The organism is Verruconatronum alginivorum, from assembly GCF_056590205.1.
Genome location: NZ_JBWPVQ010000001.1, coordinates 1,927,511 through 1,950,267, shown reverse-complemented (window position 1 = coordinate 1,950,267; position 22,757 = coordinate 1,927,511). Strand labels below are relative to the sequence as shown.

Genomic DNA, 22,757 nt, shown 5'->3' with positions numbered 1-22,757 from the left:
TACGTTTCCGCTCCATCCAAATCTACTGCCTGCCATAAGCGGCGCTTTGAAATGCCCCTCGCGGCCGAATTTCCGTCCTATTAGATTAGCTTTATTTGCGTTTTTCCAGTATGCGTATTCCTAATTAACAACGGTCCGCGTCCAGCTTCCACCAGGCAGCTTGAGAGGATCGGATAACGAGGAGTTTTTATGAACGCAGTAATCGATTTTCCCTCCCTTCCAAAGATAACGGCCGGCTCTCCGGCCTCCCAGCCATGGCGTGGATTTCAGGAAGGAAACTGGACCGATGCCATCGATGTCCGGGACTTTATTCAGCGCAATGTCTCGCCTTATAAGGAAGACGCCGGTTTTCTCCGGGGCCCGAGCGCACGGACCAACAAACTTTGGGAAAAATTGACGGTTTTATTGGCCAAAGAGCGGTCATTGGGCGGCGTTCTCGATGCCGACACCAAAGTCGTCGGGCGCGTGGCCTCCCACGGCCCGGGCTACATTGATGCGGATCTGGAACAGATCGTCGGAGTCCAGACGGATGCCCCCCTCAAGCGAGCGCTCCTCCCCTACGGCGGGTTACGGATCGCCATGAAGGCTCTGCAAGCCCATGGCCGCGAGATGGATCCGGAAACCGTGGCAACCTTTGAAAACCACCGCAAGACCCACAACGACGGGGTGTTCGACGTCTACACCGACGAGATCCGCAAGGTGCGGAAGGCCGGCCTCGTCACGGGTCTGCCCGATGGTTACGGCCGGGGGCGCATCATTGGCGACTATCGTCGGGTCGCCCTCTACGGGGTGGATCGCTTGATCGTTGATAAAAAGGAGCAAATGGCAGCCGGCGAGTCCGAGGCATTCTCCGAAGGCTGGATTCGCGAACGGGAGGAAATGGCCGATCAAATCCGAGCCCTCCAGGATCTCAAGAAAATGGCCGCCGCCTACGGTTTCGATATCTCCGGTCCCGCCAGCAATGGCAAAGAAGCGGTCCAATGGACCTATTTCGCTTACCTCGGTGCCGTCAAAGAACAAAACGGGGCGGCCATGTCGTTCGGACGCACCGCCAGCTTCTTCGATATCTACTTCGAACGCGATCTTGCCGAAGGGACGATCGATGAGGATGAAATCCAGGAGATTTTCGACCACCTGGTGATGAAAATGCGCATCGTTCGGTTCATCCGGACCGAAGACTACGATGAGCTTTTTTCGGGCGACCCGACCTGGGTGACCGAAAGCATCGGCGGCATGAGCGAAGATGGTCGCACCTTGGTCACGAAGAGCAGCTTCCGCATTCTCCAGACCCTCTTCAACCTCGGACCGGCGCCCGAACCCAATCTCACCATCCTCTGGTCGGAAAACCTGCCGCGCGGTTTCAAGAATTTCTGCGCCAAGGTCTCCGCGGAAACCAGCTCGATCCAATACGAGAACGACGACTTGATGCGGCCCTTCTGGGGTGACGATTACGGGATCGCCTGCTGCGTATCCGCGATGCGCATCGGGAAACAAATGCAGTTTTTCGGCGCCCGCGCCAACCTCGCCAAGGCCATGCTTTATGCCATCAATGGCGGGCGCGATGAAAAGACCGGCGAGCAGGTCGCACCGGTTTCGGATTCGTTCACCGGGGAATATCTCGAATACGAGGACTTGATGGAGCGGTTCGACCGAATGATGGGCTGGCTGGCCGAAACCTACGTCAAGGCGCTCAACATCATCCATTACATGCACGATAAGTACTCGCCGGAGCACCTCATGATGTCGCTCCACGATCGTGAGATCTATCGGACATTGGCTTGTGGCATCGCCGGACTCTCAGTGGTCACCGATTCGCTCTCCGCGGTGAAACACGCCCGGGTTCGCGTGATCCGCAACGAGGAGGGACTCGCGGTCGACTATGCGGTCGAAGGTGATTATCCTTCATACGGCAACAACGACGACGCCCCCGACTCGATCGCCTGCGAGGTAGTCGAACGCTTCATGAGCAAGATCCGCAGTCAACCGACCTACCGGAACTCCGTCCCCACTCAATCCGTCCTCACCATCACCTCCAACGTGGTGTATGGAAAGAAAACGGGCAACACCCCGGATGGACGCAAGGCCGGTGAACCGTTTGCGCCCGGAGCAAACCCGATGCATGGACGGGACCGCAAGGGCGCCGTGGCCTCGATGGCCTCGGTCGCAAAACTCCCGTATGAGTATTCTCAGGACGGTATTTCCTACACCTTCTCCATCGTCCCGAAAGCACTTGGGCGAACGAGCGAAGACCAAGTCGGCAACCTGGTCAATCTGCTCGACGGCTACTTCCGCGAAGGGGGGCACCACATCAACGTCAATGTCTTTGAACGCGCGACCTTGCTCGACGCGATTGAACACCCGGAGAAATATCCCCAGCTCACCGTCCGGGTTTCCGGATACGCGGTCAATTTCATCCGACTCACTCGCGAACAACAACACGAGGTGATCGAGCGAACCTTCCACGACCGGTTCTAGCAACACCCGAAGATGTCCTGCATCCTCACAGAACACCAACGGCCGCCCGCCGCCGCGCCACCTCCCTCACTGGAGACGCGCGGACATATCCATTCGGTGGAGACATGCGGCACCGTCGACGGCCCCGGCCTTCGATATGTGCTCTTCACTTCCGGGTGCCCGATGCGTTGCCTGTATTGCCACAACCCCGACACCCAGGGGCGTCCTTGCGGGGAGGAGCAGAGCGCGGGTGAAATATTGGCCGACATTCTGCGCTACCGGAACTTCATTCGCAACGGCGGGCTCACCATCAGCGGCGGCGAGCCGCTGATGCAACCTGAGTTCGTCCACGCGATCCTTGCGGGAGCCCGGGCGGAAGGGATTCACACCGCACTCGATACCTCCGGTTTTCTCGGAGCCAAAGCAAGCGACGCCCTCCTGGCCGAAGTGGATCTGGTATTGCTCGACATCAAAAGCTGGCTCCCCGCCACCTATCGACACACCACCGGTTGTCACATCGAGCCGACCATCGCCTTCGCCCGCAGACTCGACGCGTTGCACAAGCCGGTCTGGATCCGCTTCGTCCTGGTGCCGGGCCTGACCGATGCCGACGAAAACATCCACGGCCTGGCCACCTTCGTCGCCACCCTCGGCAATGTCGACCGGGTCGAGGTTCTCCCTTTCCACAAAATGGGCGAGACCAAATACGCCGCCCGCGGTATTCCCTATCACCTTGGCAACACCCCCGTGCCGACGGCGAAACAAGTGGAACATGCCCGAGAAATCTTTGCTTCCCATGGCGTCAATGCGATCTGAATAGAGATCCAATTACTATCGTTATTCTCCTGTGAAACGGATCAAAAATCGTTGGCTAATCGCCGCCTCCGCTGTCGGAGTCCACGTCTCAATCGGCGCTGTTTACGCCTATAGCGTATTTAAACAACCATTACGAGAATCTCTCGGCTGGGACCAGAGCCAGACCGCTTGGGCGTTCAGCCTGGCAATCCTCGCCCTGGGGTTGTCGGCCTCGTTTCTCGGACCGACGGTCGAACGCCTCGGACCGCGTAAGAGCGGGATGTTGTCGGCGACTTTCTATTGCTCCGGCCTCGCCATTGGCGGCCTGGCGGTATCGATTGGCAACCTCTGGCTCTTTTACCTCGGCTACGGAATCATCAGCGGTATCGGACTCGGAGTCGGCTACATCGCCCCGGTTTCGACCCTCGTCAAATGGTTCCCCGATCGCCGGGGACTCGCTACCGGCTTGGCCATTATGGGGTTTGGTTTTGGCGCCCTTCTCGCCAGCCGTGTCATTCAAGTTCTGATCGAAGGAATTGGGGTTGCCATCACCTTCTATCTTCTCGCGGGTGTGTATTTTCTACTCATGATGGCCTCGGCCCAATACCTGGAGCCTCCCCCGTCCGACTGGAAACTCGAGGCTAAGACGCCCAAGCCGAGTCAGAAAACTCGTCGGCGCCCGGTCGAAGACCTCGCGCAACTCTCGTCACTCGAAGCCTTGGGAACGATCCGCTTTTATTATCTTTGGGTGATGCTTTTCATCAATGTCACCTGCGGGATAGCGATCATTTCGGTCGCGTCGCCGATGTCGCAGGAAATCGCCCGCCTCACTCCAGCGGCCGCCGCCACCATGGTCGGACTGATGGGACTCTTCAACGGACTGGGCCGGATCGGCTGGGCCTCGATTTCCGATTATCTCGGGCGGCCGATGACCTACACCACGTTCTTCGTAATCCAGGCCATCGCGTTTTTCGCGCTCCCCTACTGCACCAACCCGATCGTCTTTCAGGTCGTCGTCTGCCTGATCCTGACCTGTTACGGCGGAGGATTCGCCTCAATCCCGGCCTACATCGGAGACATTTTCGGAACAAAACGCCTGTCGGCGATTCATGGAAATATTCTCACAGCCTGGGCCGCCGCCGGCCTCGCCGGCCCCCTTCTGGCCGCCCAGGTCCGTGAGACCACCGGCAGCTACGAGCAGACCCTTCAAATCTTTGCCGGCCTTTTCCTGGTCGCCCTGGTCGTCTCCCTCCTGATCCAAGGCAACATCCGCTCCCTCCGCAAACGCGCCGCGCTCCAGCCCACGGCCGCCTAATGGTTCCGCGCACCCCGGGTGCGGTTATCCCAATTGAAGCCGCCCCGGAAATCCTTTCAACAATCCACCAGTGCCCAAGCTCTTCCACCGCCTCAAACAGCGCCCTCAATAACGGCTCCTCGAAAAGCGCTGCATTGCCACATCGATCATATCTTCGCGCCTCGCAGCAATCCAGATAATCGCGGAAAATTTTGCGGCCCGTTCGGTAATGAATATACGGCTAAACTCCCTGCAAAAAAAACACCTTCCCAGCAGAATCTTAATTCAATGACGGACCTTACCTGAACCCCATTTTGGCTTCTCCCTACTTCGACGAAGATTTCCTCAGTTGCTGGAGCCCGAAAGAACCCGGATATTGCTTCGCCATCGCCGCTTCGCTCCGTCCTGTCCGGGGATTAGATCTAAGCGGGCTGGAAAGCCCGTTCTCCTTTCTTCCCTCGGTCCTGAGTCATATCGTCCATGCCGCTTAGTTTCAATCCTTAGCGCGTAACCTGCCCGTTCTGCTCTTTGCCCGGTCGACTGTCATACTCATGGCCTGCAATCTCCGAGTTTTCAGATGCAACCTTCCCTCCTCCTGCCACCCAGCGGACCGCCGAAGGAACAAAACCTGGATCGAGTCCCTCTGTGCTTTCCGGGTGAGGACTGGAAACAACCACCCGGCCCTTGCCAAAGGTTCCCCAGACAATAGCCGGACTGTTTCCCATTACTCCGGCTGGTGTGTTGTTTTCGGCGATCTCTGACCTATAATAGGCAACGACCTCATATGGAGGAATGTCTTCCCGATCATCTGGCATAAGGATCGGGCCGTTCGCGTATCGAATCTCACACAGGCCCGCGGGAATGCCGGTGATCGAGAATCCCTCCTCCGTCACCTCAACGGAGACGATCCCGCGCCCACGGCGCCATTGAGGCGAAACGGTCCGGGCATTTAGTACGCCAACTCCCCACTGAAACCCCGAACAGGCCAGATACGCTCCAGCGCAGATGCCCACGTAGCCGCCGCCCTCTCCGACAAAACGCCGCACTTCCTCCCTGCCGCGATGCCCCAGAGAACCCGCTTGTCGGCTTCCACTCCCTCCGGCAAACACGATTCCATCGAAATTGGACGCAAGAATCCCGGAGGCAATCTCCTCGCCACTGACGCGAACCACCTCCTTGCCAGCGGAAAGAAGCTGGTGCTCCACGGTGTCCGTGCCAACAGAGCCAACAAAAGGGGTCAGTCCACGCATTCTAACATTTGAAGTTTTCTCCATGTTTTATCAGCGCTATCGACCGTCTTCCGATGAGTGCTGATTCGACTGCTCGCCGAATTTGCCGTCCCCATACTCAGGCGTTTTGCCAGCCAGCGGTTTGGGGTCAGGCTGGTTTCACGCAGGTAGCGGGCCAATGCCACCTTCCACGAATCTCCCTTCCGTGCGGACAACAGGTCCATCTCCGTCTTTCCCAAAACTTCCAGTCCCCGCATCAACTGCCGTTCCCAGAGCGGTTCCCGCAATTCTTCCGCTTCTGCTTCCACCACCCTTTTGGATACCTCATCATTCAAATCCGCCACCACCGCCTTGCGGAATTCTCTTGTCCCTCTACACGACCTAAAGAAACCGGCTTCCACTGGAGTGCCGCATTCATGCGGGCCAGCTTCCGGCTAATCGCATCACCAAAGCACGTCGAGGCCCGGATATCGGGAAATATGGCCGTCCGGCGTTACAAGACGGAGAGATCGCTGCATCGCGGTAGCAATGAGGATACGATCAAAGGGATCGTCGTGGATGCGGGGGAGTAGTGCGCTTTCGCCGGCAATCGAAAAATCCGCCTGAATTTCTCCGATGCCACGACGCTGACAGACCTCCCGGAGCCAGTCGCCCGGAGGTAAGGGAAGTTTCAATTTCCCGCGGGCGACCTTCAAACCCAGTTCCAGTGCGCTGATCGAGGAGGCAAAACAGGCGGTTGTTGGTGTCCGAATCGCCTCCACCGCAGGATGGGAGATTCGATCAGGGTCATGCTCCAGCCAAAACAGGACGCAAGTATCGAGGAGAATCATCTCGCTTCAGCGGGCCATTCATCGTCGGTAGCCGGAGCGGCCGGATCGAAGTCAGGTTCCACCCACAGAGGCTTCAGATCCGGATGCGATGCAAGCCGTTCAATGGCGGGGGTTGACGGCGCACGAATCTCCGCAACCGGTTTTCCCTTCCGGCAAATCAACACATGCTCGCCCTTTTCCACCGATTTAACCAACCGGGAAAGCTGGGTCTTAGCTTCGTGCATATTCACCGTAATCATCTTAGCTAAGTTAGTCCAGGCAAGCTTTGGGTCAAGCGCGATTTCCAGCGACGTGGTTGCTTTCAGCTGCTCTCCCGTAACTCGCCTCCGGAGGGAATGGACTTTCACCTTTTGATACCATGCATTCGTAGCGGCTCTGGGCAGAGCCCTTTGAGTCTTATGCGGGGTCAGACTTAGGCACGGCACTGAGGCGGGACGCCTCCGCCACTTCGGACAAGATTTCGGGCTCCGGTCCCAGGCGGAACCCGTTCATAAAGCTTCCCCAGCCGCCGCTCTTCCACTCCTCATCCGCGCCTATCGATATCTACGTTTTTCTTATTCCTCCTCTTCGGAGAGATCCTGGGTCGATGGGCCGGTGAGGACTTTGCCGTAGGGGTCGAAGCGGGAACCGTGGCAGGGGCAGTCCCAGGTTCCGGTGCTGGCGTTCCATCCGACCACGCATCCCAGGTGGGGACAGACCGCCGAGCGGGTGTGCAGGCGTCCTTCCGGGTCGCGGTAAACCGCTTTTTTCTTCATTCCCGCCCCGACCACCGCGCCGCCTCCGGCCGGAATTTCCTCCGGCGAACGGACGCTCCCGGGAGCCAGCCAACGGGCATAGGCTCCGGCTACATTCAGGTTCTCCTCGGCGAACATCGCCAACGCCCCCGCCGGTTTGCGCGACGGATCGTAAGCTTCCGCCCACCGGTTTTCCCGCCCCATGATCAGGTCGGTCACCAACCGCCCGCCGATCGTTCCATGGGTCAGCCCCATCCCCGAGTCCCCGGTGATCACATAGACGTTCTCGTCTCCCGCCGGATCGCGGCCGATGTAGGCGAGTCCGTCCAGCGTCTCCATCACCTGCCCGCTCCAATGATAGGCGGCTTTTTCGACCGCCGGAAATTTCGCCCGGGTCCAATCCTCCAAACGGGCGAATCGCTCGGACCAGTCGTCGGCGTGACCGGTCTTGTGGTCTTCCCCGCCGACGATCAACATTTCGTAATCGTCCGCCGCCGACGTGCCGTTTTCTCCACCCGAAGGCCAATCCTGCAGCCGGACGTAATGGTATGCGTCCAAGGTATCCCAATACAAATTCCGGCTGACCGCCCCTTTCTTCACCGCAAACCCGATGGCGTAACTACGATACGGATACACCTTGGTGTGCATCGCGAAACGGTGGTTAACCGGTGTATTCGTCGCCACCACCACCGCCTGCGCCCGGATGGTGTGCCCGGTCCCGGTCTTGACCGTCGCCACGGCGCCACCTTCGATGTCGAGCGCGGGAGTCCGGCCGAAGAAGCGGACCCCGAGTTTTTCCGCCCGTTGGGCCAGCCCGATCAGGTATTTAAGCGGATGAAATTGGGCCTGCCCCGGACACCGGAGGCAAGGTCCCGAAACGAATCCTTCCACCGGCGCCACGGCCAATTTCTCCACGCTTCCGAGTCCAGCCCGGTGGGCCGCCTCCAGTTCGTCGTCCAACAGGGTGACCTCATGGCCTTCCCCCAGAAACAGGTAGCCATCCAATCGCTCGAAATCGCACTCGATCTCTTCCTCCAGGATGATCCGTTCGATCCAATCGATCGCCGCGCCATGGCTTTCCGCCGCCATCCGGGCCACCTCTTCGCCCCGGATTTTCCCGACCTCGGCGAACCGGTCGTCGATCGCGTTCGAGAGGTGGGCGGTGGTGTGTTTGCTTTCCCCCCGAATCAACGCCCCCCGGTCGATCACCGTGACTTGTTTCCCCTCCCGGGCCAGCAAATAGGCGGTGGTCAGGCCCGATATCCCCGCTCCCACCACGCATACCTCCGTATCCAAATCCCGGTGCAACGGCGGCGGTTCCGGCAACGGGGCATATCCCTCCCAAGCCGACACATTCACTTTCCCCTCCGGTCCCGCGACCGCCCTCCGTTCGTTTTTGTCACGCATGCCTTTCATCCCCCAGCAACGGACGTGCCAGAGGAGAGAATTATGAATGACGAATTATGAATTAAGAAGGGAGGAAGAGAGGAAGTCGTCCCCTTCAAACTTCTAAACGACTTCATAACTCCTCATTCCTAATTCCTAATTCTCTTCCCCGGTACGGTTCTAGCTTTAAAGGGACGGTGAGGCGCGCCGCTCTGGTCGCGCCGGTATGACGAAGAACACAACTACGAAAGACCGATAAAAACAGATCACGTATGAAACCACTTAAATCGATGAAAGAACTGTTCCTGCACGAGCTTGGCGACCTTTACCACGCCGAACAGCAATTGCTGAAAGCTCTGCCCAAGATCGCCGAGCGCGCCTCTTCCGACGACCTGAAGATCGCTTTGACAGAGCATCAGGAGGAGACGGAAGAACATGTTCACCGCTTGGAGGAATGCTTCAAGAAGATGGGCGAAAAGGCTTCCGCGCACGAGTGCCACGCCATGAAAGGGATCATCGAGGAAGCCGAGGAACTCCTTTCCATGGACGAAGAAGGCCCGGTGATGGATGCCGCCTTGATCGGAGCCGCCCAAAAGGCGGAACACTACGAAATCGCCAGTTACGGCACAGTCACCGAATGGGCCAAGTCCCTCGGCGAAAAAGAAATCGGCAAAATCCTCGGCAAGACTCTCGACGAAGAGGAGAAAGCCGACGGTTTGCTGACCAAGATCGCCCGCAAAGGCGGCGTCAACCGCGATGCCCTGCGCGAGTGATTTTTAAGGAACGCGCGGGATCGGTCGCCCGACCGATCCCGCATCCTGCACGATCCCGAGGGACGGACGAGTGCAAATTGCTGCATTCCCCCGCCCCGGCTCTCTTCCACATTAAACAACCTTTTCGACTTCTCTCCGAAACTCTATGCCGGATCACCAAATAAGAACGAAACCGTCCTCCGCCCGGACCTCCGTTGTCCGGGGAGGCGATTCCCGTCCCGCGAACTCAATTTACCGGCCCCCGGAGCTCGATCCCGCGTGGTTCGGCCGTTCCGCGGCGGTCGCCCACGGTCCCGCAGAACTGCGTCCGACCCACGACTACCGCGCGGAACGCCTGCAGTTGCTTTATCAAGCGCTCGGCCACCTTTGCGAGATCATCGACCACGACGAGGACGAGGCGGCCGGTCTTCTCTTTGATCAATTGCGCTATGCCTGCCGCGATCTGGACCGCATCGTGCCGCGGTCGCTGCCGTTTTTACCGAACGGCAAACATCTCCGGCTGCGCCTCCGGATCGCCGCCGTCACCCGGGAGTGGCTGTTGGTTTCCCGTGCTCCCCGCCGTCCGCAGGAGTTCCAGCAATTCCTCCGCGCCTACCAGGAGGAAACCCCGTTGGCGCCGAACGAAATCCGCCTCATTCCGACCGCCCTCCGCCTTGCGGTCGCCGAAAAGTGCCTGATCCTTCCTTCGCCCGGCAAATCGAGCCATGCGGAATTGATCCCCCGTCTCCTTCAAGACCTGATCAACACTTGCCGCATCATCACCGACACCGACTGGCCCCGCTTCCTCGAAGCGGCCGAAGTCTCCGCGTAGGATCGAGTTTTCACTCGATGGGTTTTCTCTCGGCCCGTAGGATCGAGTTTTCACTCGATGGGTTTTCTCTCGGCCCGTAGATAGAGCGTGTCCGAAAAGGTGATTGGCTATCGAAAATCGGCCAGGAAAACGGGAATATTAACCGTATTTAAGCTTAAAATACAAGCGGCCTCAAGCTGTTGTGGTTAAATGACTAAACCTAACCATAGTTCAACAACTGAGGCCAACGGCAATCCTGCACATTTCACGCCCTGTTTCAATAACTTTTATTACGCCGCGAGCACGGATTTCAGCGAGTTCTTGGCCGAAAGTGCCGATTTATTCGATTCGAGGCGCGATTTGGTGGTGAAAATCGAGGCCGATCTCGACCGGCACGGCTTGGAGAAAAAGAAGCTCCGGCGGGCCGACCGTCTTTTTCTCCAGAGCCAAAACGGTGCGTTGGCCGGGCTCGAAAACCTTCCCGAGAGTTTTCCGCCGCCACGCTTCGATGCCAAGGGCCGGAAACTGCCGGGTAAACTGGAGGTGCTCGAACAAGGGCGGCCACGGATGCCTGGCGCGGTAGCGGGGGTTTTGCTGTTGACGCGCGGCTATCACGGCTCCTGCACCAACAAGGAAGCGCTGGATTTCATGGGCGAGTCCAAAAGCCTGGAAGCTTTTCTGGTCGGACGCGGGCTGAGCCTGCCGGGGCGTTCGACCATGAGCGAGTTGCTCAATGCGATCAGCCTTGAAACGCGTGAGGCGATCCTTTCCGCCCAGTTAAACCGGGCCAGCCGGGAAGAGCTCGACAGCTTCGATCAGGTCCTGATCGATAGTACCGCGACCAAGGCCAATTCGTGCTGGCCGACCGATGCCAAGACCATCTTCGTCCTGGCCCGGCGCCTTTATGAGATCGGCCGCAAGTTCGAGCTTTTCGGTTTGGCAAATATCCGCCCGGGACGCATGGAGAGCTACCTCGAAGAGCTCTCGAAAAAGCCTTTTCAAATCAATCTTAACGCTAAGAAAAAGAAGAAGTTCCAGAAGTTTTGCCGGGAGTTCATTGAGTTGGCGGCCAAACTTCTTTGCCATGCGGATAACGAGTTCAAGCGCGTGGAGGCAAGCTGGAACGAACGACTCGACAACGGGCGGATCCTGCCCAGCTTGCGCCAACAGGCCAAAGCGCGTGTCGATCTGTTTGTCGAGAGTCTGCACCTCGCCACGAAGTCGCTCGAACAAATGCGCCAACGCATTTTCGAAGAAAAAACCTTTCCTTCGACCGAGCGCGTCTTGAGCGTTCACGACCGCTCGGCGGCTTACATCCAAAAGGGAGGTCGCCAGCCGGTCATCGGCTACAAGCCGCAATTGGCCCGAAGCGCCAATGGATATGTCGTCGCGCTGAAGGTCGATTCAGGCAACACCTCCGATTCCTCCAACCTGGTGCCGATGGTGGAAAGAGCGATCGCCAACACTGGAGTCATACCGCACCTGACCAGCGTGGACGACGGCTATTCTTCGCGGGAGGGCCATGATCGGGTCAGGGAGTTGGGAGTGGAGATCGTCAGCATCAGTGGATCGAAGGGAAAGAAGCTCCTTGGCGAGGACTGGGACGGGGAGGAGTATCGCCTGGCCCGGGCCGGCCGTTCGGCCGTGGAGTCTTTAATGTTTTGCCTGAAGTATGGCTTCGACTTCGGCCAACTCAGCCGGACAGGCATTGCGGCAGCCCGCGAGGAATTTTTGGAGAAGTGCCTGGCCTACAATGCGTGTCGGACGATCCTGCTGCGAAAGCGAAAACGACGGTGCCAAGTCGCTTGAGCGAGGTCCCCCCGTCATTCCAAACAAAGAACGTCGAAGACGGAGGATCGGTCCTGTACCGATCCTGCTCAATTTGGTTCCAAAACGACGATTCGGACCGTATTCACTGTTTGGTTACTGCCTTTGGGGGTGCCGGATTCCACCCATCCACCAAACATCCATCTTCAATCAAACAATCGCCGCTCGTAAAAACCCTTTTCGGATGGAATCTAGATAACATGAGGGCGACAAGTGGGAAAGAATTCTCCAACATGTCGCCCGATATGAATAACCAATCGAAAAATAACTTCTCCAAATTGATTAACGGAATCGTCTCGTCCAATGGGCAGGAGGTCAAGCTCGGGATCGATCTTCATGCCCGCGATGGCGTGGCTTGCCTACAGGTGGACGGCAGCTTGCCGCAACGCCCGTTGCGCTTGAAGCACGAGGAACTGGTTCGCCTCGTTGGCAAGTTAGTGGCCGCCGACCTGAAGGTTTATGCCTGTTATGAGGCTGGTCCTTGCGGCTATGGATTATACCGCCAGCTCACCGAATTGGGAGCCACCGTTTTCGTGGTTGCCCCGGTGAGCCTGGCGGGCGGACGCAACCAAAAGACGGATAACCTTGATGCGCGGGGGCTGGTCGACCAACTCGACCGCTATTTGCGAGGCAACAAGAAGGCCTTCACGGTCATTCGTGTGCCAAGCCAGGAGGAAGAACAGGCGCGGGCGAGATCACGTCTGCGCGATCAGATCAAGAAGAGCCGGAGTGGATGGGAGGCACGTGGTCGAAGCGCGTTGCTGGCGCAGGGATTCCACGTGAAAGGCCGTTGGTGGGGGCCGCGCAAATGGAAGGATCTCTGTCTCGAATTACCCGAGTATCTGGTCCAGCAACTTGAGGTAATGCGTGAGATTCTGCTGAAGCTCGACGAGAAGGAAAGGGCCATCAAAAAGGAACTGGTCGAGGAGGTTAAACAGCCTCTGCCGGTCGGAATCGGAGCCCTGACCTGGGTGATGCTCCTGCGGGAGATCTGCGACTGGGGACGGTTTAAGAACCGGCGTCAAGTGGCCGGCTTCGTCGGATTATGTGCCGGGGTTCACCAAAGCGGAGGATCCTCCCGGGATCTGAGTATAAACAAGCACGGCAATCCGCGAATACGCGCCCTGTTAATCGAAGCGGTCTGGCGCATGGTGCGATGGCAACCCGATTACCCGCCCGTGCGCGAGTTGGTCGAGAAGCTTGTCAGCGGCCGGTCTCGGCGCAAGATCGCGGTCGCGGCCGCCCGCAAGCTCGCCATCGATCTGTGGCGGTTGGCCACCGGTCAAACCACGCCTGAGAAGCTCGGCCTGAGGATGCCCGAGGTTGCAGTCGGCTGAGGGCAACCAACTTCCCTTTTTGTTCTTTGATCTTTTTGCCTGAAGCGAACCCGATTTCGGAGTGGAGCGCGCACGTTTCGATGCTTGGACTTTCATCCGTTCCTGTAGATTGTGCCGCTTGCTCCGTCCCTCTTTTCCTCCGGCCTCGCCGGGGGTCGCATAAATTATAATGCGCTGCCTCTAAGGCACGCGCGGATAGCAGTTTGTCCCCCCGGCCAGTTCGAGGGGACCGGGGACGAGAGACATTCCTTTCCGGGGGCAACTCCAAAGGCCAAAAGATTGGGGCTCATTGCCGCCCCCAAACCCCCGCTAGGGGAACTAAGGTAAGAAAGCAGATCTTAAGAATGTCCTAAGAAAAATAAATCAAACAACGGTTTCATTTTCCGCTTGTCACGAAACCCTCATAGCAGCATCGAGTTTTTACTCGATGAATTCCCTCACCGCGACGGTCATCCGGCGAAAGCCGGGATGCTACAAGTCCGGAGCCCGGCCCGTAGGATCGAGTTTCCACTCGATGAATTCCCTCGCCGCGGCGGTCATCCGGCGAAAGCCGGGATGCTACAAGCCCGGAGCTTGGCCGCGTAGCATCGAGTTTTCACTCGATGAATTTTTCCCTCCCGCGACGGTCATCCGGCGAAAGCCGGGATGCTACAAGCCCGGAGCTTGGCCTCGTAGCATCGCGTTTTTTTCACTCGATGAATTTTTCCTTCCCGCGACGGTCATCCGGCGAAAGCCGGGATGCTACAAGTCCGGAGCTCGGCCCGTAGGATCGAGTTTTCACTCGATGAATTCCCTCGCCGCGGCGGTCATCCGGCGAAAGCCGGGATGCTACAAGCCCGGAGCTCGGCTCGTAGCATCGAGTTTTCACTCGATGGGTTCCCTTCCCGCGACGGTCATCCGACGAAAGCCGGGATGCTACAAGCCCGAAGCTCGGCCCGTAGGATCGAGTTTTCACTCGATGAATTCCCTCGCCGCGGCGGTCATCCGGCGAAAGCCGGGATGCTACAAGCCCGGAGCTTGGCCGCGTAGCATCGCGTTTTCACTCGATGAATTTCCCCTCCCGCGACGGTCATCCGGCGAAAGCCGGGATGCTACAAGTCCGGAGCTCGGCCCGGGACGCGGGGGGACGCCTCCGCCACTTTGAAAATCGGGCGAATCTCCGTTATCTTTGAACCATGCGTGCCGTATGGAAAGGTTCCGTGAGTTTCGGGTTGGTCAACATTCCGGTCGCCCTTTACTCGGCCACCCGGAGGGAGGACCTGAAATTCCGGCAATTGCGGGAAAAGGATCTTAGCCCGATCCAATACAAACGGGTCGCCGAGGCCGACGGCGAAGAGGTGCCTTACGATCAAATCGTCAAGGGGTTCGAATACGAAAAGGGCAGATTCGTCGTCCTCAAGGACGAGGATTTCGAGAAGGTCGACGTGGCCGCCACCCAAACGGTCGATATTCTCGACTTCGTCGAATTGGAACAGATCGACCCGATGTTTTTCCAGAAACCGTATTACCTCGAACCGCAGAAGGGAGGCGAAAAAGCCTATGTCCTCCTGCGCGACACCTTGAAGGACACCCACAAAATCGGCATCGCCAAGGTGGTGATCAAAACCCGGGAATATTTGGCCGCCGTCAAACCAAAGGATGAACTCCTCATCCTCGAACTACTCCACTTCGCCGACGAACTGGTCGGGGCCGGCGGACTCAACCTTCCGCGCGAACAAAAAGTCGCGAAGAAGGAGATCGACACGGCCAAGGCCCTCGTCGACAGCTTGACCGTCGACTGGGAACCCGAGCGTTACACCGACGACTACAAGACCGCCATCCTGGAACTGGTCGAAGAAAAGGCCGCCGGAGGAGACCACGCCGCGATCCCGTCCAAGGGCCGCCGTCCGACCACCGACGTGGTCGATTTGGTCAAGGTCCTCCAGGAGAGTCTGGCCAGTGCCAAGAAAGGAAGCGGGAATAAATCCGCTCCCAAAAAACGGTCCGCTCCGCGCAAACGCAAAACGGCCTGAGGCTCTAATTTTTTAACCACTAATAAACACTAATGGACACTAATGGACACTAATAAAATGTTTCCTGTCCAAGCAGTTCCGGTGAAACGGCAGAACCAGCTCTTCATTAGTGTTCATTAGTGTTTATTAGTGGTTGAATCCTTTTTTCCATGGCTCCGAAGCAAACGTCCTACCAGGCCAAAAGGAATTTTCGCTCGTCTCCGGAACCGAAATGGCGGCGAGCCACATCCTCCGAGTCCATCCGAAAGAAATCCGCCAAGGGCCGTCTGTTCGTCATCCAGAAACACGACGCCACCCGGCTCCATTACGATCTCCGACTCGAAATAAACGGCGCCCTCGCCTCCTGGGCGGTCCCCAAGGGGATCCCGATGGAGCATGGCGCCAAACATCTCGCGATCAAGGTCGAGGACCACCCGCTCGATTACGCCGATTTCGAGGGAACGATTCCGCCCGGCAACTACGGCGCCGGGACCGTGATGCTCTGGGACCGCGGTCTTTACGAGGTGCGGGAAAACGACCCGGCCGCCGCTCTCGAAAAGGGGCGCCTTTCCCTCGTCTTCGCCGGGGAGAAACTGACGGGCGATTGGATCCTCACCCGCACCCGCTCCGGGAACGATAAGGAACATTGGCTTCTGCTCAAGGGTAAGGCGAACGAACACAAAATCACCCCCGAGGAAGACGACCGCTCCGTCGCCTCGGGCCGCAGCCTCGCCGAGATCGCCGAAGGCCGGACGGCGTCGGCCGGTTCGGCTGCCGGCTCGGTCCGATCCAAATTCGAAAACCACCCTTCCCTCGCCGACCTCCCTTCCGCCGCACCCGGTTTCGTTTCCCCGATGAAACCCCATCTCAGCCAAGGGCTTCCCACACGCGGCGACTGGATTTACGAGATCAAATTCGACGGCTACCGGATGATTGCGATCAAAGAGGGCGGCGAAACCACCCTTTACAGCCGCAACCACAAGGAGATTTCCGCAGACTTTACCGATATCCGCGACGCCGTCGCCGCGTTGCCGGTCGACCGGGCGGTGCTCGACGGCGAGGTGGTCGCCCTCCTCGAATCAGGCCTTTCCTCCTTCCAACTCCTCCAAAACCGCGGTCGCCCCGGCGGTCCGGACGCCCCGCCCTTGTATGGCTATTTTTTCGACCTGCTTCATCTCGACGGCCGCGACACCACCGGCCTTCCGCTGGAACAACGCAAGGAACTCCTCCGGGAGTTGCTCGACGGCGTCCCCTACCCGCTCCGTTTTTCCGCCGGCATCGACACCGACCCCGAGGCGTTGCTCGCCCATGCCCGCGAGGTCGGACTTGAGGGGCTGATCGCGAAGGAGGCCGGTTCCCGCTACCAGGTCGGCCGCCGCTCCCGTTCCTGGCTCAAGATCAAACTTCACCACGAGCAGGAATTCGTGGTCGGCGGTTACACCGAACCCAAAGGAAGCCGCTCCCACTTCGGCTCCCTGCTGCTCGGCGTTTACAAAGGGAAACAACTCCACTACGTCGGCCGCGCCGGGACCGGTTTCGACGAGCGTTCCTTGCAAAAGGCCTTCGACACCTTCCAACCGCTCCGCACCGCCGAGCCTCCGTTCGTCAATCTCCCCGCCCCCCGCCGGAGTTCCTTCGGCACCGGCCTGACCGCCTCCGAGATGAAGCGTTGCGTCTGGCTGAAGCCGCGATTGGTCTGCCAGGTCCGCTTCTCCGAATGGACTTCCGACGAATCGATCCGCCACCCGGTTTTCATCGCCTTCCGCGACGACAAATCCCCGCGCGAGGTCCGCCGGGAATGACTTCGTTTCCTCAACCGAACCAGCCGAGTCGGCAACTCACTCGCGCGTCGTCGCGCTGACGCTGTTGTCGAGCGGCCAGCCAACCCGAAAACAGGGAGCCCGGCCCCGAGACCCGTAATCGAACGTAGCCAACTCCAATTCAAAGGGTCGGACCTCGGTCACGACGCCAAAAAATACCGTAAATCAAGCGGTTCTTTCATAAAAGGCTGGAACCAAAACGGGATTCGTTATCACTAAAGGGGAGTTCACCCGTTTTTGAGGAATCGATCACCGTGCCAGAAGTTTCAGAAGTGCCAGAAACCACCATCCAAGTGGAAAAACTCGTCAAGGCCTATGCCGGCGTCACCGCCGTCAACGAGGTTACCTTTTCTGTGGCAAAGGGGGAAATCATCGGGTTTCTCGGTCCGAACGGGGCGGGCAAGAGCACCACGATGCGGATCCTTACCGGTTTCGTCCCCGCCACCTCCGGCCGGGCCAGCATCTGCGGCCACTGCGTCGCCACCGAAACCCGTCAGGTCCACAAATTGATCGGCTACATGCCGGAGAACAACCCGCTGCCGGAGGAAATGCGGGTCGGGGAATACCTCCGCCTCCGGGGCAAACTGAAGGGACTCGGCCGCCAGCGGTTGAAATCGCGGATGGATGAGGTTATGGAGATGTGTGACCTCACCCGCGCCCGCACCCGGATCATCGGGGCGTTGTCCAAAGGTTACCGCCAACGGGTCGGCATCGCCGATTCGATCATCGCCGAACCGCGGGTCATCATCATGGACGAACCGACCATCGGACTCGACCCCCACCAGATCGTCTTGATCCGCGACCTGATCGCCAGCCTGCGGGGGCGGATGAGCATCATCATTTCCAGCCACATCCTCCCCGAGATCGAAATGACCTGCGACCGGGTGATCATCATCAACAGCGGCCGGATCGTCGCCGCCGACACCCCCGAACGGTTGCGTCAGGAATTCATCAACCAAAACACCTACCAATTGGAGGTCCGCGGCCCCGAGGACCGGATCGCCGCCGCCGTCGGCGAGGCCCACCCCGAACTGAAGATCGAGGCCAGCGCCAACGGGACCGTCGACGGGTTTCGCACCGTCACCCTCAGTTGCCCCCATGGCGTGGAAGTCGGCGAGGATTTGCTAAAGACCCTGATCCGCCAGCCCGATCTTTCCCTTCGGTCCGTCCACCGGATCAAGCCGACTCTCGAAGAAGTTTTCATGGCCGCCACCCGCCGCAGTTGGGAGGTATTGATGCCGATCGGCTCCGAACCAAAAAACGACCGGCCAAACGACCGAAAAGCCGACAATTGACGCCCGCCGCAACGGTTCTTTCATTTTGTAACGCCAAATCATCCACCAAATGAGGCATTTTTTCACACTGATACGGCACGAGCTCAAAAACCTTTGCCTGGCCCCCGCCACCTACGTGGCCGCCTTCCTGTTTTTGCTGGTGATGGGGTTCATCTTCCAAAGCGTGGTCGAATCGTTCAAGACGACCGCCCAGGAAGACTTGCCGATGGTCATCTTCTTCCAACTCTTCTGGCTCCCGGTCTTTTTCATGGTCCCTCTGCTGACCATGAAAAGCTTCGCCGAAGAAAAACGGCAGGGCACCCTCGAAACGCTCCTGACCGCCCCGGTCTCGCCGATGGAGGTGGTCGCAGCCAAGTTTTTCGCCTCCTACCTCCTTTACATGACCTTCTGGGTCCTGACGATCGGGTTCAACCTGATGTTGTTCCGCTTCACCAACGACGCCCGCCTTGTCGAATTCGCCCCGCTCCTCGGCGGCTACCTCTTCGTCATCCTGAGCGGACTGCTCTTCATCGCCATCGGGATTTTCGCCAGCTCGGTGACCCGCAACCAACTGGTCGCCGGCATCCTCTCGTTTTCCCTCCTCTTCGGCCTGATCGTCGGCAGCCGTTACCTGGCCGACTTCGCAACCGTCGGTCCCCAATACCTTCCGCTCTCGAAGGCCTGGATCGATTACCTTCAGGTCTTCCAGCACGTGGAGGATTTCAGCCGGGGCGTCATCGACACCCGCCCGATTTTCTTCTACTTGAGCAGCAGCGCGCTCTTCATCGCCCTGAGCACGCTCACCATCGACAGCAAAATTTGGAGAAGCTAAACGCATGGCCAATCTCACCGATTTCAAATACGCCCGCTGGGTCGCCAGCTCCAATTTCGCCGTCCAGGTCGTTCTTTTCCTGCTCCTTTTCGTCGGCGCCAATTACCTCGCCTCCCAATACTTCCAACGCACCGACCTCACCCGGCAACACCGTTTCTCGCTTTCCCCCGAAACCATGGCCTACCTCGGCCAACTGGAGCGTTCGGTCAAGATCTACGTCACCATCACCGACGACCACGACGACAAAGACATGGGCGGTCTCTTCCGCGATGTCCGGGGGTTGTTGCGAGAATATGAATACGCCACCCGTTCCTCGCCCCACGGGCGAATCGAGGTCGAATTCGTCAACATCTACCAACAGCGCGGCAAAGCCAGCCTCCTCGCCGAACGCTATGGGGTCCAGGAATCCGACATCGTCCTCCTCGTCTCCGGCAACGAACGGCGAATCGTTTTCCCCAACGACTTGTATCTGACCAAGGGCCGCGAACGGAAACACTTCCAGGGCGAAAAGGTCTTCACCGGCGCCATCCTCGACGTCTCCAGCGACGAACAAAAACAACTCTACTTCGTCACCGGCCACGGCCAAATGCGGACCTCCAACGTCGACTCCGTCCGGGGGCTTTCCCAACTCGGCGACGCCTTACGCTACCGCAATTTCAACCTCCGCACCCTCGACCTCAGCACCGTCTCCCGGGTCCCCGACGACGCCGACATGGTCCTGATCATCGCCCCCCAAGGGCCCATCCTCCCGCAAGAGGAGGAGGTGCTCCGCCAATATCTTTCCAACCAGGCCGGCCGCCTCCTCATCATGCTGGAGCCGGGCCGTCCCCACGGGATGGAAGATCTTTTCTTCGACTGGGGCATCATGGTCGACGACGTCGTCATTCTCGACTCCGGCCCCGACTTCCTCGCCACCGGCGGCGATCTTCTCCTGCGCCGTTTCGGCGACCACCCGATCACCCGCACCTTGATCGACAACCAGATCCCGGTCATGGTCGGCCTCTGCCGCTCCGTCCGCCCCGATCCGGGCCGCCCGATCACCGACGCCCTCCAGGTCCAACCGTTGATCGGCACCTCCGAGGCGAGCTGGGGCGAACGCAGCTACAACCGTCCCGGCGAGGCCCGCTTCGACGAGGGCGTCGACATCCCCGGCCCCCTCAGCATCGCGACCGTTTCCGAACGGACCGTCTCCTCCCAGATGGCCATCAACATCCCGGGAGGCCGACTGATCGTCTTCGGCACCGCCGACTTCATCACCAACAACCGGATCGGGGCCCTCGGCAACCTCACCCTTTTCCTCAACACCATCAACTGGGCGACCGACCGCGACGCCGTGGTCAACATCCCGCCCCGCCCGGTCGACTCGATCCAACTCGTCCTCAGCCAACAGGAAACGACCCGCCTGCGGCTCTCCTTGCTCGCCCTCTTCCCGGGCGCCGCCGCCCTTTGCGGAATCGTTGTTTACTGGATACGGAGAAAATAATCATGCGCACTCGAATCACCATCGCCTTGGTGGCGGCCAATCTGGTCCTTTTCGGATTCATCCTTTTCCTCAACCACAGCGGTCATCCCGACCGCGCCGCCCGCGAAAACACCCGCAAGATCTTCGGCCCGGAAGCGACCAATCTCGACTACCTCGAGATCCGCCTCGGCGACAACGAGCCCCGCGTCCTCCGCCTCGAAGCCGGCAAATGGAACATCAAGGCCCCCCTCAACTGGCCCGCCAATTTCTTCGCCGTCAACCGCATCCTCCAGCAACTGGAGTTCCTCGAAAAAAAGACGAGCTTCCGCACCAGCGACCTCGGCCGCAACTCCCAGGACCTCGCCCACTACGGCCTCGAAGACCCCCAGGCCGTCCTGATCTTCGGCCGCGGCAGCCAACGCCACGAGATCCGCGTCGGCGCCCCGACCGACATCGGCAACCGTCTCTACATCCTCGACCCGTCCGGCGAATGGATCCACGTCGTCCACAGCGAATTCGCCCAAACCCTTTCCGTCCAACTCAACGAACTCCAGAGCGAAACCATCTTCCACATCCCGCTCTTCGAGGTCCGCTCCCTCAACCTCCAACTCGGCTCACATAGCAAAATCCGTCTCGCCCGCGACGAAAACCGCTGGGCCTTCGAAACCCCGTTCCAAACCCGCGCCGACGCGAAAGCGGTCGAGTCGGTCGTCGGCCGCCTCAACGGCCTTCGCATCAGCCGTTTCGAACCAAACGCCAACGCCTCCGAAATCGGACTCGAAAACCCGCGGATGCGGATCACCCTCGACGGCAACTCCCGCCGCGAAACCCTCCTGGTCGGTAATCCCGTCCCAGGCGCCTCCGGTCGCTCGTTCGCCAAACTCGCCGACAACCCAACCATCTTCACCCTCAACACCGAGCCGCTCCAAATTCTCGAAAACGCCCAGGACCTCCTGCGCGACCGGAAACTCCTCCAATTCGACCGCGCCGAAATCTCGTCGATCAACGTCAAAGCATCCGGCAGCGGCGAAGTCCTTCTCCAAAAACTCGAGACCGGCGACTGGCAGATCGTCAGCCGCTACGCCGACCAGTCCGTCCGTATCCTTCCAGCGGATACCCAACTGATCGAACGCCTCCTCACCGTGCTCGACGAAACCTATGTTCTCCGGTTCGAAAACGACGCTCCCTCCGACGGTGATTTGATCCGTTTCGGATTCGACGAACCGCAGCGGGTCATCACCTTGGGCGGCACTGGCGGCGTCACCCTCCTCCTCGGAGGACACGTCCCCGATTCCCAAGGCACCGCCGTTTACGCCAAACTGGAACGCTCCCGTTTCGTCCATACCGTTGACGCCTCGATCCTGCGGGAAATCCCCTCCAGCACCGAACATTTCCGCGACCGCCTTCTCCTCCCCCAACCCGCCGGTTCCACCATCACATCCATTCGTATCCGCGATCTCAAGACAAGAGACGTAGTCTTCGAAACGGCTCTGCCGTCCGGCGAATCCGACTGGCAAACCGCCATCGCCCCGTTGTCCGAGTCCGAACAAAAAGCGGTGCTCGCCTTGCTGCCGGAGCTTCGTAATCTCCGGGTCGACCGCTACATCGGCGACGACTTTTCCCCGATCATCGAAATGAACGGGCGAGCCATCGAATTCAGCTACCGTCTCGAAGCCGATCTCCTCCTGGTCGGCGGAGAATCCCCCCGGCGCTCCAGCCTCGACCTCCTCCTCACCAACCGGCTCGGCGGCCAGACCGTCCTCGGCGGTTCCCGTCAATTGAACGTCGTCTTCTCTCTCCGCCAGGACCTGATCGACGCTCTCACTCCGCTCCTTTTCGAACGGCCGAAAAACGAGCCGCAAAAGGAACCGGCGAGTGAGGACGTGACGTTGTCCTCGAACAACGATTGACGCCGCCCCCCGGCCGGCT

At 59.2% G+C, this 22,757-nt stretch carries 19 protein-coding genes; 14 read left to right on the top strand and 5 right to left on the bottom strand.

Features of this window, described 5'->3' with window-relative positions; genetic code table 11:
- Positions 1 to 189 precede the first annotated feature (189 nt).
- The 3 genes from pflB to ACWUI2_RS06800 are packed head-to-tail and all read left to right on the top strand — an operon-like array spanning position 190 to position 4,564.
- The gene (pflB, locus tag ACWUI2_RS06810) at positions 190 to 2,475 is read left to right on the top strand and encodes a formate C-acetyltransferase (protein ID WP_486982102.1); all 2,286 of its coding nucleotides are present in this window, start codon (positions 190 to 192) and stop codon (positions 2,473 to 2,475) included.
- 12 nt (positions 2,476 to 2,487) lie between these two features.
- Positions 2,488 to 3,270: a pyruvate formate-lyase-activating protein gene (gene pflA / locus ACWUI2_RS06805; RefSeq protein WP_486982101.1), complete on the top strand. Its 783-nt coding sequence runs from the start codon at positions 2,488 to 2,490 to the stop codon at positions 3,268 to 3,270.
- 31 nt (positions 3,271 to 3,301) lie between these two features.
- Positions 3,302 to 4,564, top strand: a complete 1,263-nt coding sequence (locus ACWUI2_RS06800; RefSeq protein ID WP_486982100.1) for an L-lactate MFS transporter — start codon at positions 3,302 to 3,304, stop codon at positions 4,562 to 4,564.
- A 479-nt stretch (positions 4,565 to 5,043) separates the two neighbouring features.
- Here the strand turns inward: ACWUI2_RS06800 and ACWUI2_RS06795 are convergent, their stop codons facing one another.
- The 5 genes from ACWUI2_RS06795 to ACWUI2_RS06775 form a co-directional block, all read right to left on the bottom strand.
- Entirely contained in the window at positions 5,044 to 5,817 is a 774-nt protein-coding gene (locus ACWUI2_RS06795) for a BPL-N domain-containing protein (RefSeq protein ID WP_486982099.1), read from the bottom strand.
- Positions 5,781 to 6,116 (bottom strand): hypothetical protein, encoded by a 336-nt coding sequence (locus ACWUI2_RS06790; protein ID WP_486982098.1) that lies wholly within the window; start codon positions 6,114 to 6,116, stop codon positions 5,781 to 5,783. Before ACWUI2_RS06790 ends, ACWUI2_RS06795 begins: the two co-directional genes overlap by 37 nt.
- Positions 6,117 to 6,215: 99 nt before the next feature.
- Positions 6,216 to 6,602, bottom strand: a complete 387-nt coding sequence (locus ACWUI2_RS06785) for a type II toxin-antitoxin system VapC family toxin (protein ID WP_486982097.1) — start codon at positions 6,600 to 6,602, stop codon at positions 6,216 to 6,218.
- Complete coding sequence (locus ACWUI2_RS06780; RefSeq protein WP_486982096.1) at positions 6,599 to 6,949, bottom strand: type II toxin-antitoxin system Phd/YefM family antitoxin; 351 nt, start codon at positions 6,947 to 6,949, stop codon at positions 6,599 to 6,601. Before ACWUI2_RS06780 ends, ACWUI2_RS06785 begins: the two co-directional genes overlap by 4 nt.
- A gap of 207 nt (positions 6,950 to 7,156) precedes the next feature.
- Positions 7,157 to 8,743, bottom strand: a complete 1,587-nt coding sequence (locus ACWUI2_RS06775) for an FAD-dependent oxidoreductase (RefSeq protein ID WP_486982095.1) — start codon at positions 8,741 to 8,743, stop codon at positions 7,157 to 7,159.
- 251 nt (positions 8,744 to 8,994) lie between these two features.
- Here ACWUI2_RS06775 and ACWUI2_RS06770 point away from each other — a divergent pair, with 251 nt between their 5' ends.
- The 11 genes from ACWUI2_RS06770 to ACWUI2_RS06720 all read left to right on the top strand — a co-directional run bounded on the left by ACWUI2_RS06770 (position 8,995) and on the right by ACWUI2_RS06720 (position 22,738).
- Positions 8,995 to 9,495 (top strand): ferritin-like domain-containing protein, encoded by a 501-nt coding sequence (locus ACWUI2_RS06770; protein ID WP_486982094.1) that lies wholly within the window; start codon positions 8,995 to 8,997, stop codon positions 9,493 to 9,495.
- 145 nt (positions 9,496 to 9,640) lie between these two features.
- Positions 9,641 to 10,306, top strand: coding sequence for a hypothetical protein (locus tag ACWUI2_RS06765; protein WP_486982093.1), 666 nt, complete (start codon positions 9,641 to 9,643; stop codon positions 10,304 to 10,306).
- 189 nt (positions 10,307 to 10,495) lie between these two features.
- Positions 10,496 to 12,094: a transposase gene (locus ACWUI2_RS06760; RefSeq protein WP_486982092.1), complete on the top strand. Its 1,599-nt coding sequence runs from the start codon at positions 10,496 to 10,498 to the stop codon at positions 12,092 to 12,094.
- Positions 12,095 to 12,312: 218 nt separating this feature from the next.
- Complete coding sequence (locus ACWUI2_RS06755) at positions 12,313 to 13,449, top strand: IS110 family RNA-guided transposase (protein ID WP_486981276.1); 1,137 nt, start codon at positions 12,313 to 12,315, stop codon at positions 13,447 to 13,449.
- Positions 13,450 to 14,495: 1,046 nt separating this feature from the next.
- Positions 14,496 to 14,621 (top strand): hypothetical protein, encoded by a 126-nt coding sequence (locus ACWUI2_RS06750; RefSeq protein WP_486982091.1) that lies wholly within the window; start codon positions 14,496 to 14,498, stop codon positions 14,619 to 14,621.
- A 3-nt stretch (positions 14,622 to 14,624) separates the two neighbouring features.
- Positions 14,625 to 15,461 (top strand): non-homologous end joining protein Ku, encoded by an 837-nt coding sequence (gene ku / locus ACWUI2_RS06745; RefSeq protein WP_486982090.1) that lies wholly within the window; start codon positions 14,625 to 14,627, stop codon positions 15,459 to 15,461.
- Between the two features lie 149 nt (positions 15,462 to 15,610).
- Positions 15,611 to 17,242 (top strand): non-homologous end-joining DNA ligase, encoded by a 1,632-nt coding sequence (gene ligD, locus ACWUI2_RS06740; RefSeq protein ID WP_486982089.1) that lies wholly within the window; start codon positions 15,611 to 15,613, stop codon positions 17,240 to 17,242.
- A gap of 272 nt (positions 17,243 to 17,514) precedes the next feature.
- Entirely contained in the window at positions 17,515 to 18,555 is a 1,041-nt protein-coding gene (locus tag ACWUI2_RS06735) for an ABC transporter ATP-binding protein (RefSeq protein ID WP_486982088.1), read from the top strand.
- Positions 18,556 to 18,604: 49 nt separating this feature from the next.
- Positions 18,605 to 19,366, top strand: a complete 762-nt coding sequence (locus ACWUI2_RS06730) for an ABC transporter permease (RefSeq protein WP_486982087.1) — start codon at positions 18,605 to 18,607, stop codon at positions 19,364 to 19,366.
- A 4-nt stretch (positions 19,367 to 19,370) separates the two neighbouring features.
- Positions 19,371 to 20,849, top strand: coding sequence for a GldG family protein (locus tag ACWUI2_RS06725; RefSeq protein ID WP_486982086.1), 1,479 nt, complete (start codon positions 19,371 to 19,373; stop codon positions 20,847 to 20,849).
- A 2-nt stretch (positions 20,850 to 20,851) separates the two neighbouring features.
- Positions 20,852 to 22,738, top strand: a complete 1,887-nt coding sequence (locus ACWUI2_RS06720) for a DUF4340 domain-containing protein (RefSeq protein ID WP_486982085.1) — start codon at positions 20,852 to 20,854, stop codon at positions 22,736 to 22,738.
- The last annotated feature ends 19 nt before the right edge of the window (positions 22,739 to 22,757 follow it).